This is a genomic window from Bradyrhizobium sp. SZCCHNR1093, from assembly GCF_032381175.1.
Classification (GTDB): domain Bacteria; phylum Pseudomonadota; class Alphaproteobacteria; order Rhizobiales; family Xanthobacteraceae; genus Bradyrhizobium.
This window is the reverse complement of record NZ_JAUHJJ010000003.1, coordinates 558895-574252: the sequence shown is the minus strand read 5'-3', so window position 1 is coordinate 574252 and position 15358 is coordinate 558895. Positions and strand designations below refer to the sequence as shown.

General features: G+C 65.1%; 1 protein-coding gene. It reads right to left on the bottom strand.

All coding sequences use genetic code 11. The features are described from left to right. Positions 1–11: 11 nt before the first annotated feature. Complete coding sequence (locus QX070_RS13625; RefSeq protein WP_315737545.1) at positions 12–15068, bottom strand: VCBS domain-containing protein; 15057 nt, start codon at positions 15066–15068, stop codon at positions 12–14. Between the last annotated feature and the right edge of the window lie 290 nt (positions 15069–15358).

Below are 15358 nucleotides of genomic sequence, written 5' to 3'. Positions count from 1 at the left end.
AGCCGGCCGGGTCAGACGTGGACCTGCGTCTGGGCGTGGCTGTTGTCGATGATCATCTTGATCACGTCGTCGCCGGCCGTGAGGTTGCCGCCGGTGTCCTTGATCGTCGCGACGTTGGTCCAGCCGGAGCCGGCGTTGATCTGCAGCGTCAGGTCGCCGTTGTTCAGAACGCCACTGCCGTTGGCCGAGGCCAGGCTGGTGTGCCCGCCGCTGTCGACGAAGCGCACCGCGTCGGCATGGTTGCCGGACACGCTGGCCAAGAGGCCCGAGAGGTCGATGACGTCGCCGGAGGTCCCGGTCTGGAAATCCAGGATGGTGTCGAGCCCGCCGCCGGCGAGATCGCCGGCGTTCCACTTGAACGTGTCGGACCCGCCGTTGCCCGTGAGCTGGTCGGAGCCGGCGCCGCCGATGAGAACGTCAGCGCTGCCCGACCCATTGATCGTATCATTGTAGTTCGAACCGATCACGCCTTCCATATTCTTGTAGCTGTCCGTGCCGAGACCAGGAATGGACACATTCGTGGCGGTCGAGCTTTGAGTCAGCGTCAACGTAAAACCGGCCGTGGCATCCGAGAAGTCGAGCAGGTCGATCCCTGCCCCGCCATCGATGGTGTCGTTGCCGCCGCCGCCGCGGATGATGTCGTCGCCGTCGCCGCCATTGATCGTGTTGGCAGCACTGCTGCCGATCAGGATGTCGTCGCCCGAGCCACCGGTCACGCGCTCGATATTGGCGATCGAGCCGAAGCCGATGGCCGTGCCGGCGCCGAGATTGACCGTCACGTCCTCGCTGGTGATGTAAGTCAGCGTATCGCTGCTGCTGCTGCCGAGATCGGCGGTCACGGCCTCGATATTGCTGAGCTTGGTCCCGTTGACGTCGGTGATCACGCCGCCGGCAACCGTGACGTAGATCAGATCCTGCGACGACGTCCCCTCGATGACGAACGTGTCGGTGCCGATGCCGCCGTCGACGGTGTCGACGCCGTCGTTGACGCCCCAATAGAAGGTGTCGTTGCCGGAGCCGCCGATGGTGACGTCGTTGCCGCTGCCGCCCCGGATGGAGTCGTTGCCGGCGCCGCCGTTGATATAGTCGTTGCCGGAGCCGCCGAGCAGCGTGTCGTTGCCGCCGAGGCCGTAGATGCCGTCATCGTCGGCGCCGCCGTTGAAGTTGTTGCCGCCGCTCGACCCGATCATCACGTCGTAGCCGTTGTTGGCATTGGCCTCGAGCGTGTTGTCGACCGTGGCGGTGATCGCGTCGCCGTCGTTGGCACTGTAGCCGGACAGCCACGGCGCCGAGCCGACCACCCACGACTTGTCCGACAGCGAGTTGATGGTGAGATTGAGCGCACCATTGTCGAGCGCGTTGAAGGCGAGATAGGTCGACACAGACGACACCGAATCGGTGGCCGTCACCTTGTAAACGTACAGGCCCGCATCGCTGTTGTTCGGATCGCCGGTGAACTGGTTTCCGGTCCGATGGATCCAGCTGTCGTCGCCGGTCGAGCTGTAGACGAGGCTGTAGGTGTAGGTGACCGTCCCCGTTCCGCCTGAGAACAGCGTTGCCGCATTCAGGCTGATCACGTTCGGCGAGTCGGTGTTCTGCGACAGCGCATAGCGTCCGTCGGCGCTCGTGGTGTCCACGACGGCCAGCGGCGCCGGCTCGTTCGTGCCGTTGATGGTCACGTCGATGACCTGGCTGGCCGTGCCGTCGACCGACTTCACGGTCAGCGTGTCGTGCTTGACGTCGCCATTGTTGAGCGCCTGGACGTTGGCCGCCGAATTGTTCAGCGTATAGCCCCAGGCCCCGGTCACCGCGTTGAAGGTGAAGGTGCCATACGTCCCCGCCAGTGAAGCGGGCGTCTGGAACTGGGCTTCCCCGCTATCGACGTCGGTAACCGTCAGGGTCCCGCCGGCCGTCAGCGTGCCGTCCTCCTTGACCGTCCCGCTTGCCGTGCCCGCGATCGACGCCGCATCGTTGACGCCGTTCACCGTGACGGTGACGGTCTGCGTCGTCGTCCCGCCGTGACCGTCGTCGATCTTCACCGTGTAGGTCTGATCGATATGGTCGCTGGCGCGCAGCGACTGGATGTCGGCGTCGTTGACGGTGAACGTCCAGTTCACCTTGTGGCCGGTATTGTCGACCGTGGCGTTGAACGAGCCGTAGTAGTTGCTGCCGGCCGGTGTCGTGTAGGTCACGGTCTGGGCATCGCCGTCTACGTCGGTGAAGGCGATCGCGCCGGACGCCCGCTCCACGCCCGGTGTCACGACCGTGCTGGGTTGCACCGAGATGTCGTCGATGACGGCACCACCTGCGCTCGCGAACTTGATCGTCGTCGACGTCGAGGTCGCGGTGAACTGGTAGGTCTGCTCCGTCCAGCCAAAGTTCCAGGCGCTCGTCGTCAGAAGGGGTGTTCCATCAACGGATGATGTCACGGCCGTACCGTAGGTCATCACGTAGAAGTCGACGGTATAGGTCACGCCGACGACGGTGCTGATGGTCTGGCTCATCGAGCTCGATGCGCCGTAGAAGTCGGCCGAGCCGCCATCCGTGCGGCCGCCCACGACGGTGACGGCATGGGCGCCCCCGACCGTCCACGCATCCAGCGTGTAGAAGTTGCCGTTGTAGTAGCCGAACGAGCCGTTCTGGATCAGGTTGCCGCTCGGCGCCGCATAGGAGGCGTCCTCGGTGACGCTTGCCGCGGTCGTTCCGGCTCCGAAGGTCGGCGCGTGGTTCGGCGCCGTGACCGAGCCGGTCTGGCCGCTGGTCACGTTCTCGGCAAAGCCCTGGCCGTCGGTATAGGTAACGTTGGCCGAGATCTTGTGGCCGACGTCGTTGGACCCCAGCGTATAGGTCGAGCCGGTTGCGCCGTTGATGACGGCGCCGTCCCGCAGCCAGTGATAGACGACGTTCGACGCGGCGCCATCCGGATCGCTGCCGAGATTGGCGGTCAGCGTCTGGCCCTGCGTCGCCGTGCCCGACACCGTCACGCTCGCAGCGCCGTCATTGACCGGCGTGATGGTCAGCGTGAAGGCGTCCGAGACGGCATATTCGCCGTCGCTGGCGTAGACCGTGACGTTGACCGTGCCTACGAAATTGGCCGGCGGGGTGCCGCTGAAGGTGCCGGTCGTGGCGTCGAAGTGCAACCACGCCGGCAGGTTGCTGCCGTCGCTGAGGTTCGCCGACAGCGTCAGCAGGTTCGCGGTGCCATCGAAGCGGCCATCGACATCGGCAAACGTGTTCGACGGGATGGTGAAGCTGAACGGCTGATCTTCCGCCGAGCTGCGGTCGGTCAGCGCGTTCTGCAGGACCGGCGCATCATTGTTGCCGAGGATCTGGATCGTCACCGTCTTGGCGGTGCCGTCCTCCGTGTAGACCGTGAAGCTGTCGGTCAGCGTGGTCTCACCTTCCTTCAGCGCCTGGATTCTCGGGTCGTTGTTATAGATGCCGTAGGTCCACCTGCCATCGCTGCCGATGTCGTACCAGCCGTAGCCGTTGGCCGTGTTCGAGGACGTCGCCTGCCACACATCGTTGTGCCCGTCGACGTCGGTCGCATTGAGGTCGCCGCGGGCGATGCCATAGAGCGGGCTGCTCTGGCTGTTGGAGATGCCGCCCTCCTCGGCGATGGTGCCGGTGGCGTCGCCGCTGATCACGGCCGCGTCGTTGACGCCGGTGACCGTGATCTTGAGCGTCGCCGTGTTCGACACCGCGCCCGACGGATCCTTGTCGGTATAGGTGAAGGTGTCCACCGCGGGCACGCCCGCCGCCAGCGCATCGGCCTTGTCGGCGACATAGGTGTAGGAGCCGTCCGAATTCAGCGTCAGATGGCCGTAGGCGCCCTCGATCGAGGTGCCGACGCCCGCCCCCTGCGTCACGCTGCCGGTGCCGGCCACGACGCCGGACACGACGAGCGAGCTGACGGGGTTGTCGACGTCGCTGTCGGCCACCGAGCCGCCGGTCGAGCCGCGGATGACGCCATTCGCAACTGAGATGTTGAGCGTGTCATCCTCGAGCACCGCATGGGTGTCGGAGTTCGCCACCGGCGGGTGGTTGGCGGGGATGACCTCGACGCTGACCGTCTGGGTGGCACTCAGATTGCCGCCGCCAACATTGCCGTTGTCGTTGATGGTGATCGTGACCGACCCCGGCTGGTCGCTGTTCGGCGTGAACACCGCCGATGCCAGATAGGTATTCAGATCGTTGATCTTGAACCCGCTCATCGCGAGCGTCTGCTCGGCGTTGAAGACGCCGAGCAACGGAATGGACAGCGTGCCGCCGGAGATGTCGAACCTCACGGACTCGACGACATTGCCGTCCGCGTCGGAGAAGGTGATCGCGTTCGCGCCGGTGAAAGCGAACGACGCGCCTTCATCGGCGGTCACGTGCGTCGGGGCATGGATCTCCGGTGCATCGTTGACCGGCACCGCGTTGATCGTCAGCGTGCCGATGTCCGTCTGTCCGGCCGCATCACGCACCGTGTAATCCACGGTATCCGCGCCATAGAAGTCGGCCTTGGGCTTGTAGACATAGGTGCCGTCGGCATTGAAGTGAATCGTGCCGCCCTTGGCCGTCGTGAAGTCGCCCGCCACCACGCTCAGCGTGTCGCCGGTGTCCGGGTCGCGGTCGTTGTGCAGAACGCCCTGCGTCGGATCGGACACGGTCAACGTCGTGTCCTCGTTCACACTGGCCGTGTCATCCACGGCCGTGGGAGCATCCTCGATCGGGTTGATGTTGATCGTGATCGTCTGCGTCGCGCTCAGATTGCCACCGCCGACATTGCCGTTGTCGTTGATGGTGATCGTGACCGATCCCGTCGCATCGTTATCGGCTGATGGCGTGAACACCGCCGACGCCAGAATGGCGTTCAGATCGCCGATCTTGAACCCGCTCATCGCGAGCGTCTGGCTGGCGTTGTAGACGCCGAGAGACGGGATCGCGAACGTGCCGCCGGAGATGTCGAACCTCACGGACTCGACGACATCGCCGTCCGCATCGGAGAAGGAGAACGCGTTCGCGCCGGTGAAGGCGAATGGCGTATCCTCGTTCGTCGTCACCTGCGTCGGCGCATGGATCTGCGGCGCGTCGTTGACCGGGGTCACCGTGACATCGATCGTCTGCAGTGCGGTGTTGACGACGTCGGTGTGGACGTTGCCGTCCGACAACGTAGCCTGGTCGGTGACCTCCGCGACCACCGACAACGAGAACGTGCCGTTGTAGTTCGCGGGCGGCGTGATCTGCAGCGGGTGGCTGTCGAACGCGGCGATCGCGGCGGCGCTATCGATCACCCACTTGCCGGCGTCAGCGCCGGTTCCGGCATGGCCGACCGAGAAGGTCGCACCGGCCGGATAGCCCGAAAGCAGCAGCCGCAGGCTTTCGGAGCCGTCGGTATCGGTGACGGCGGCACTGATGAGCTTCAGGTTGATCGTGGTGTCCTCGGCACCCGAGGCCGGGCCGAGATCCACGAAGCCCAGCGTCAGCGCGTCCGCCTTCGGTGCGACGTCGACCGTGACATGCGCGGTCGCGGTCCCGCCATCGCCGTCGCTGACCGTGTAATCGAAGCCGGCGACGCCCGAGAAGTTCTTGTCCGGCGTGAACACCGGATTGCCGTTGGAGAGCGAAACGGTGCCGTGCGTCGCGTTCGACACGCCGGTGACGGTTAAGGTGTTGTTGTCGACGTCGGTGTCGTTGTTGAGCAGGCTGAGCAGCGCGTTGACGGTGAGCGGGCTATCCTCACTCGCCTGGACCGCGTCGTCATGAGCCACCGGCGGCGTGTTGAAGACGCCCGCGAGCGAACGGGTGCCGTCGGTGAAGGCAAAGCTCTCGTAATTCGTGAACGTATCGGTCAGGCCGTTGTGGGTGACCTGCACGCCGATCAGCGTCACGCCGTCCGTCGCGAACACCTTGGTGTAGGTCGCCTCGGCGAACTTGAAACCGAACTTCACCGTGTCGGTGTCAGAGCCGCCGTCGGACACAACGCTGGTGTTGCCGGCAAACCGGACGAGATCCAGCGTGTCGTTGCCGGAGCCGCCGTTGAACACGATGGTCGACGGCGCGATCGCCGTGCCGCTGATATCGGTGATCGTCACCGTGTCGCTGGCGGTGCCGCCGGCGATGGTGATGCGCTCGATCTCGTCGGCGCGGATCGTCGCGCCGTTCGAACCGTCATAGCGCACCAGAATGTCGGTGGCGTTGCTGGCGGACGGATCGTTCAGCGTCGGATTGATCTCGGTACCGGTCGAGGTCTTACCGATGGTGAAATTGCGCGCATTTCCATCGCCCGTGATCGCGAGCACGTCGTAGTTCGGAAAGGTCGTGCCAGACTCCGAGCCGCCGTCGATGACGTCGCTGCCATCGCCCACCGTGTAGAGGAAGGTGTCGTTGCCAGCGCCGCCGAACAGCCGGTCGCCACCTCCTCCGCCGATGATGATGTCGTTGCCGGCGCCGCCAAACAGGGCATCGCCGCCCACGCCGTTGCCGCCGACCAGAATGTCGTCGCCATTTGAGCCGTGGGCCTCGGTCACGCTGCCGAGCTTGTCGGTGCCGACCACCTTGTCGGTCACCGCGGCGCGGTCGGTCACGCTGTGAGCCCCGACGGTCTCGCCGACGACCGTCGCCGCGCTGTCGCCGAGATTGACGAACACCGGCGAATTCGGCGCGTCATAACGCGTCGTGGTCACGGTGCCGGCGGCATCGACCCGGACGGTGAAATTGTTGGTGAAGACGTCGTGATCGCGGTCCTCGACCGCGAAGGCGAAATTGAGGTCGAGATACTGGTCGGCGGCGCTCGAGGTCCCGATCGGCGCGGGATGATCGAGCGGCTGCAGCGAGGTGAAGTTGTAGGAGCCGGTGCCGGTCTCCGACAGCGTCACCGTGAACACGGCCGCATCAGCCGCGTTGCCCGTCACCAGACCATTCTGGCCGATGTAGCTGCCACCGCTCATGCGATAGGCGGTCAGCGTCGTGTGATCCGCCGACATCACGTAGGTCAGGCCGAAGCCGAGCGATGTCAGTCCGGAGAGCTGGTGGTCGGCTGCATCGTAGACGCGCACCGGCGACGCGCCGAAGAACGTCACCGACGGCCCGGGGCTGTCGCCATCGGCCCCATAGGTGATGCGCAGATCGACCGCGCCGGTCGAGACGCTGCCGGCTGCCTCCGAGATCGCGACGGTGTCGACGTCCTGCGACTGCGGGCTGTCATCGTTGACGGTGATGATGATCTGATCGTGCAGCGCAACGGAATCGCCGTCGGAATCGGTGGCGGTCACCGCCGTCGACAGGTCGAGCGTCAGCGTGTTGTCATGGCCGGTGCCGACGTGGTCCAGCGCGCCCTTCAGACGGAACGAATACTGGCCGGTGTTGGCATCGACCTGGAATTCGAAGATCGTGACGCTGCCAGCCTTGGCGATCAGCGTGTTGTCGACCCCCATGCTGTAGGTCAGCGCCACGCCGCCCGACGTCAGCGACAGCAGCTCGGGCGCGAGGTTGGTCTTCTCGACCGTATAGGTGCCGGGCTTGTCGGCGCCGAACGACACCAGCGAGCTCAGATTGCCGGTGAAGTAGGAATCGTTGCCGTTGCCGTCGCCATTGAGGTCGCCGCCATGGTTGCCGGTGGCGGTCACCACCGTTCCGTTCGGCAGCTCGCTCTCGTAGACCGCGGCTCTCAACACCGTCGCGGTCGCAACGGGGGTATCGTCGTCGATCGTCACCGCGAATGACGAGCTGGCGCTGTCGCCATCCGCATCGGTGGCGGTGAAGCCGAAGGTCAGCTTGACGTCGTTCTCGTTCTGGCCGGCCGGATGATCGACGTGCTTCAGCAGCGTGAAGCTGTAGCTGCCTGCACCGGAATCATCGAGCGAGACCTTGAACACCTGGCTGGCCACCGACGGCGGGTTGCCGTTGGTAGGATTGCTGCCGGTGTAGCCATAGACCGTATTGCCGACGACCCAGAGCTTGACCTGGACGCCCCCGACCGTCAGCGAGCCCGCGTCCGAAGTGGCGTTCTGGCCGTTGATGATGCCGCTGAACGCGACCGCGCGGTTCACGCCGCCGCTGTTGTTGTCGTCGGCGCCCCAGGAGATCGCCAGCGAGCCGTTGGCCGTGACATTGGCACCGGCGACGTCGCCGGTGGCCGCTCCGGTGTTGCCGCCGGAAAGCCCATCCTCGTCGACGGTCCCGGCATCAGACGTGCCGATCGCGGGCCGGCCGTTGTCGTCATTGATGGTGACGGTGAAGTTGCCGCCGGAGGCGGTATCGCCATCGGCATCGGTCGCGGTGAAGCCGAGCTTCAGCGACAGTGCATTGGTCTGGCCCGAGCCGACGTGATCGACATTGTCCAGGAGCTCGAAGGTGTAGCTGCCGGAGCCATCGTCGGACAGCGTGATGTGGAACACCTTGCGGTCATTCGTCGTGAGCTGGCCGCCATTGTCGTTGGCGACGCCCCAGATCTCGGTGTCCGACACGCGGATGAACTGCACCGCCGTGCCGTTCGACGTCAGCGTCGGACTGCCTGCGCCGGTGGTCTTGACCACGTCGCCGGTATGGATCGCGCTATCGAATGCGACGCTGCGATTGGCCGCGCCCGAATTGCTGTCGTCGGCACCCCAATTGATGTTGAGCGCGACATCGGCCGCGGTCTGGGTCTGAAACACCTCCGCGCCAGCAGAGCCGGTGGCGTTCTCGGTCAGCGTCGCGGCGGTCGGCGAACCGAGCACCGGCACGTCGTCCTTGACCGAGACGGTGAAGCTGTTGCTGGACGTGTCGCCGTCGCCATCGGTCGCCGTGAAGCTGAACGACAGCTTGACGATGTTCTCGCCGCTGCCGGCGGGATGGTCCAGAGTGCCGAGCAGCTTGAAGTTGTAGGAGCCGTCGTTCTGGTCGCTCAGCGACACTTCGAACACGCGGGCGCCGTGGGCGAGATCGCCGCCGGTGTAGCCGACGAGCACGCCGTTCTCGAAGGTGTACTTCACCGTCTGGCCATCCGACGTCAGCGTCAGATTGCGGCCCGAACTGTCCTCGGCGTCGACATTCGCGCCCGCGCTCGTGTAGCGGAAGGTGACCGAGCGGTCGCCGAGCCCGCCGCCCGAGGTCTTGTTGCTGTCGTCGGAGCCCCAGCTGATGTTGAGGTCGCCGCTGACCGCGGTCGGCGCCTTGGAGACATCCGTGCCGCCCGGCAGATCGTCCTCGTCGACGGTCCTGGCATCGCCGGCCGCCGCCACCGGCGCGGTGTCGAGCACCGTGACCTTGAAGCTGCTGGTGACGCTGTCGCCGTCGGAATCCGTGGCCTTGAAGCCGAACGTCAGCGGCAGGCTATCGTCGTTCTGGCCGGACGCCGGGTGGTCGATGTTGTCGTACAGCGTGAACTTGTAGCTGCCATCGCCGCTGTCGGACAACTGGATGGTGAAGACGGTGCGGTGATCCGCGGTGACGGCCGTCAGCAAGGTGCCGTCGCTGGAGATCGTGTAGCTGATCGCCGAGCCGTCGGAGGTCAGGCCCGTGGCGCCGGCGGCAGTGGTGAAGGCCACCGCGCGGTTGTGCCCCACGCCCGTATTGTTGTCGTCGGCCCCCCAGGAAATGTCGAGGCTGCCGGTCTGGACCGTCGAGTTCGACGCGTCTGGATGGCTGGTGTCGTAGCCGTCGGTCGGCAGGCTGGCCTCGCTGACGGTCTCGTCCTCGGCGCAGCCGACGGTCGGCACGTCGTCCGTCACCGCCACCGTGAAGCTGCTCGTGGCGCTGTCGCCGTCGGAATCGGTGGCCTTGAAGCCGAAGCTCAGCGCCAGGCTGTCGGTGCCCGACTTGCCATGGTCGAGGTTGTCGAGCAGCGTGAACTTGTAGCTGCCGTCGCCGTCATCGCTCAGCGTGACGGTGAAAACGGTGCGATGATCGGTGGTGACCGCGCTCAGCGTGGTGCCGTCGGACGAGACCACGTAACTGATCGCATAGCCGTTCGACGTCAGCCCGTCCGGGGCGGTCGTGTCGAAGAACGCCACCGAGCGGTTGTTGGTCGCGCCGGAATCGTTGTCGTCGGCGCCCCAGGAAATCGCGAGGCGGCCGGTCTGCACGGTGGAGTACGGCGAATCCGGGAACAGGACGTCGTAGAGATCGGTCGGAAGGTTGGCTTCGCTGACGGTCTCGCTCTCGGCGTGCCCGATCGTCGGGACGTCGTCGATCACGGTGACGGTGAACGTGCTGCTGCTCGAATCGCCGTCGGAATCGGTCGCGGTGTAGTCGAACGTCAGCTTGACGACGTTGCTGCCCTGCCCGGCCGGATGATCGAGATTGCCGAGCAGCTTGAAGGTGTAGGTGCCGGTACCGTCGTCATCGAGCGAGACTTCGAACACGCGCTGCCCGAAATTGAGGCTGTTGCCGGTGTAGCCGACCAGCACGCCATGATCGAAGGCGTATTTCACCTGCTGACCGTCCGAGGTCAGGCCGCTGAGGCCGACATCGCTGCCGTTGGTCACATGGACATCGGCGGCAGCGTTGGACGTGTTGGCGAAGCGGACCGAGCGATCGGCGGCGCCGCTGTCGTTGTTGTCGGCACCCCATTTGATGTTGAGCGCGCCGGTCACCTGAGGATCGCGGCTGCCGCCATCGTGGCCGCCGAAATCGTGACCGCCGAAATCGGGGCCGCAATCGCCGCCACCGGCGTTGAGACCGGCTTCGCTGATGCTCTTGGCCGCCCCGGTATGCGCCTCCGGGCTGTCGTCGTTGACGCTGACCTTGAACGTGCCGCTGACCTGATCGCCGTCGGAATCGGTGGCGACGTATTTCAGCGTCAGGGCGATGCTGTCCTCGGTGTTGGGCACCGGGTGATCGAGATTGTCGAGCAGCGTGAAGCTGTAGGATCCGGAATCGAGGTCGGACAGCTTCACCGTGAACACGGCGGCATTGGCCTTGTTGCCGGTCCAGTTGCCGTTGCCGTCGATGTAGTGCTGTCCGTCGAAGCGGTAGGCCGTGATCAACGTGCCGCCTTCGCTGACGCCGTAGGTCAACGCGACGCCGTTCGAGGTCAGGTGCTGCGCGGCGAGCGTGGTAGTGGCGTCGGATGCGAAGGTGACGGCGCGGTCGCCGTTCACCGATGACGCACCGGTGATCCCGACATTGCCGAGATTGTTGGCGCTGTCGCTGCCCCAGGAGATGCCGAGATCGCCCGTTGCGACCGTGTTCTGGCCGGGAACATCGCCAGGTCCGCCGGCGAGCCCGGTGGCTAGCCCGTCCTCATCGACCACGCCGGTGGCCATCTCCCGGTTCAGCACTGGCGCGTCGTCGTTGATCTTGACCTTGAAGGTGTCGGAGACCGCATCGCCATCCGAATCCGTGGCGACGAAGCCGAGGGTGAGCGTGACGTCGTCCTCGGTGTTGTGGGCCGGATGATCGACGTTGTCGATCAGCGTGAAGCTGTAGGACCCCTGCCCCTGGTCGGACAGCGACACCGTGAACACCGCAGCCGTGGCCGGATCACCGGTGGCATGGCCCTCGCCGTCGACGTAGGTGTGATGCGCTTCATCGTAGCGGTAGGCGGTCAGCATCGTGCCGCCGGCGGACACGGTGTAGGTCAGCGCGACGCCGTTCGACGTCAGATGCTGGGCGGTAAGCGTCGAGACCACGTCGACGGCGAAGGTGACGGCGCGGTCGCCGTTGACCGGCGCACCGTTGATGCCGCCGTCGACATGGCTGTTGGCGCTGCCGGCGCCCCAACGGATGCCGAGAAAGTCGGTCACCGTCAGATTGGCGCCCGCAGCGTCGTTGCCATCCGCGTAGGAATTGCCGGGATTGCCGAGACCATCCTCGTCGACCACGGAGTAGCTGACGCGCTCGCCAAACACCGGGGCGTCGTCATTGACCTCGACATTGAAGCTGCCGTGGATTGCGTCGCCGTCGGAATCGGTGGCAACGAAGCCGAAATACAGCCCTTGATTATCCTCGCTGCCGTGGACCGAATGGTCGAGATTGCCGGTAAGGTTGAAGGTGTAGGAGCCGTTGTCCAGATCCGACAGCGAGACGGTGAACACCGTGGCGCTGGCGAGGTCCTCCGTCGGCTTGCCGTTCGCGTCGACATAGGTCTCGTGGGCGGCATCGTAGCGATAGGCGGTCAGCAGCGTGCCGTTCTCGGAGACCTGATAGCTCAGCGCAATCCCGTTCGACGTCAGCCCCAGCTCCTCGAGCGAGGGAACCGTGTCCGCGGCGAAAGTGACGGCGCGATCGCCCTTGACCGACGCGCCATCAATGCCGCCGTCGACATGGCTGTTGGCGCTATCGGCGCCCCACAGGATGGCGAGCGTCTTGGTCACCGTCAGATCGGCGCCGGCGACGTCGCTGCCTTCCACGTAGCTGTCGCCGGCATTGCCGAGGCCGTCCTCGTCGACCACACCGGCGCTCGGCGCATCGCCGAACACCGGCGCGTCGTCGTTGACTTTCAGGGTGAAGCTGTCGGTCACCGCGTCACCATCGGAATCCGTGGCGACGAAGCCGATGTTGAGCGTGATGTCGTCCTCGGTGCCGTGCACCGGGTGATCGAGATTGCCCTTCAGCTCGAACGTGTAGGAGCCGTGATCCTGATCGGACAGCGCCACGGTGAACACCGTCGCGTGGGCCGAATCCGTCGGCTTGCCGTCGGCGCCGACATAGGTCTCATGCTCGGCGTCGTAGCGATAGGCCGTGAGCAGCGTTCCGTTGTCGGACACGACGTAGGTGAGACCGAAGCCGTTCGAGGCGAGATTCTGGGCGTCGAGCGTCGCGACCACGTCGGCCGCGAAGGTCACGGCGCGGTCGCCGTTGACCGGCGTGCCATCGATGCCGCCATCGACATGGCTGTTGGCGCTGTCGGCGCCCCAGCGAATGCCGAGCGTATCGGTGACCTTCAGGTCTTCGCCATAGGCGTCGCCGTCATCCTTGTAGCTGTTGCCGGCGTTGCCGAGGCCGTCCTCGTCGACCACCGAATAGCTCGGCTTCTCGCCGAAGCTCGGGGCGTCGTCATTGACCTTCACCGTGAAGGTGTCGGTGATCGCATCGCCATCGGAATCGGTGGCGACGAAACCGATGTTGAGGGTGATGTCATCCTCGGTGCCGTGCACCGGGTGATCCAGGTTGCCCGACAGCGCGAAGGTATAGGAGCCATGACCCTGGTCGGACAGCGACACCGTGAACACCACGGCGCCCGACAGCCCCTCGCCTTCCAGCGGCTTGCCGTTGGCATCGACATAGGTCTCGTGCGCGGCATCATAGCGATAGGCGGTCAGCACGGTGCCGTTCCCCGACACTTCGTAGCGCAGGGCAAAGCCGTCGGAGGTCAGATCCTGCGCCTCGAGCGAGGCCACCACGTTTGCGGCGAAGGTGACGGCGCGGTCGCCGTTGACCGGCGTTGCGTTGATGCCGCCGTCGACATTGTTGTTGGCGTCGTCGGAGCCCCAGCGGATTCCGAGCGTATCGGTGACCGTCAGGTCTTCGCCATAGGCGTCGCTGCCATCGGCGTAGCTGTTGCCGGCATTGCCGAGACCGTCTTCGTCGACCACCGAATAGCTCGGCTTCTCGCCGAAGCTCGGGCCGTCATCGGCGACATTGACGGTGAAGGCGCTGTTGACGGGGTCGCCGTCGGCGTCGGTCGCGACCACCTTGAAGGTCAGCGGCAGCGACGCGTCGTTGGCGCCGTTGTGGTCGATATTGTCGGACAGGGTGAAGGTGGCGCTGCCGGAGCCGGTGTCGGACAGCGACACGGTGAAGATGGTGCGCGCGCCCTCACCCTCACCTGCGGTCGCGATGATCTCGGTGCCGTTAGCCGACAGCGTGTAGGAGATGGCCTCGCCGTTCGAGGTCAGGCCCAGCGCCTGCAAGGTCGCGATCTCGGACGCGTCGAACACCAGCGAGCGGTCGCCGTCGACCACGGTCCCGTTGGAGCCGCCATCGACCTTGCTGTTGCCGTTGTCGGCGCCCCAGCCGATGTGGAGATCCACGCTCGCGGTGGTCGGCTCGAAGCCGTCGCCGCCCACGACCTTGGCGACGAGCTCGCTCTCGCCGCCGCCTTCGCTGCCGCCGCCGGTGTGCTCGGCGACGTTGATCGCCTCGACGGTGCCGGCGACCGGCGAATCGTCGTTGACGCCGATCACGATCGTCACCGGCGCGGTGTCGCCGCTGCCGTCGATGGCGATGACGTTGATGGTGAGGTTCAGCGTGTCTTCGGTGCCGAAGACCGGATGATCGAGCGGCTGCAGCAGCGTGACCGTATAGGTCCCCGCGATCGTCGCGTTGGCGTCGAGCGTGACGGTGAAGACCTGGTTGGCGACGATCGAGGGATCACTGCCGATATAGCCGATCAGCTCCGGCTGGCCGTTGACGGTGGTGATCGCAAAATGCACCTCCTGGCCGCCGGACGTCAGCCCGGCAAGACCAGGCTGTGACGCCGCAAACGCAAAGGCGCGGCCGATCACGTCGGTGCCGAAGTCGACGTTCAGCGAACCGGTAAAGCTCGTCGCCACGCCGCCGATGTCGCCGCTGCCGCCGGGCCGGCCTTCGGACAGGCCGTCCTCATTGAGCACCACGCTGTCGGCGACGCCGGCAATCGGCGTCGGATTCGGCGTGACCGGATTGTCGCCGAATTTGGTGGTGGTGTCCTCGGCTCCCAGCAGCCCAAGCGGCGTGCCGCCGATCAGCGCATCGATCTTGAACGTCCCGAAGTTCGCTCCGGCAGGCACGCCCGGCGCACCGGGCGTTCCCGCGGCGGGCAGCACCGACTGGTCGGTGGTGATGGGAAACAGCTCGGCGAACTGATCGCCATTGATGATTCGGTCGGGGCCGACCTCGAAGCTGACGTCCTTCAGCGGGGCGCCGTTGGTATCGAAAACCGGGTCGATGGACACCGTCGACTGATTGTCGAACAGGATGATGAGGCGGTTGCCGATCTTGATGAAGGTCAGCCGCTCGCTGGCGATGTCGCTGAAATCGATCTGGCTCTGACCGTCGAGGTGAACCGTAATGGCTTGGTTGCCCGGCGGTTTGCCGATCTTGAGGTGCTTTGCAGAGGCGCTGGATGGCTGCGAGGACGTGCCGGTCAACTGGGCCAGCAGGACAGGAGCATTCATGCGCCAAAACCTCCAAATATGGGGCGCTTTGGTGGCGCTCCCATTTCTATCGTTAAACTATTATTAAACGAGAATACGGGTCAATATTACCGGTTCTTGTTAATCAGACTTTAGGGACTTTGGGTAAATGCAGTCAAGTGCAGCGGCATTTATGAAGGTAAATTAGTCCGCGCCTATGCTTCCGCGCTACGCATGACGCAGCCGGAAAGACAAGATTAAATCGGGTTTTGGCCTGGAGAATTACTACTGATCCGCAGTTGTTCCGCGCGCAATACTTGCGGAACACCACG

Coding starts and splice junctions, on each gene's coding strand:
- QX070_RS13625 (WP_315737545.1), bottom strand. CDS start 15,068: ATGAATGCTCCTGTCCTGCTGGCCCAGTTGACCGGCACGTCCTCGCAG.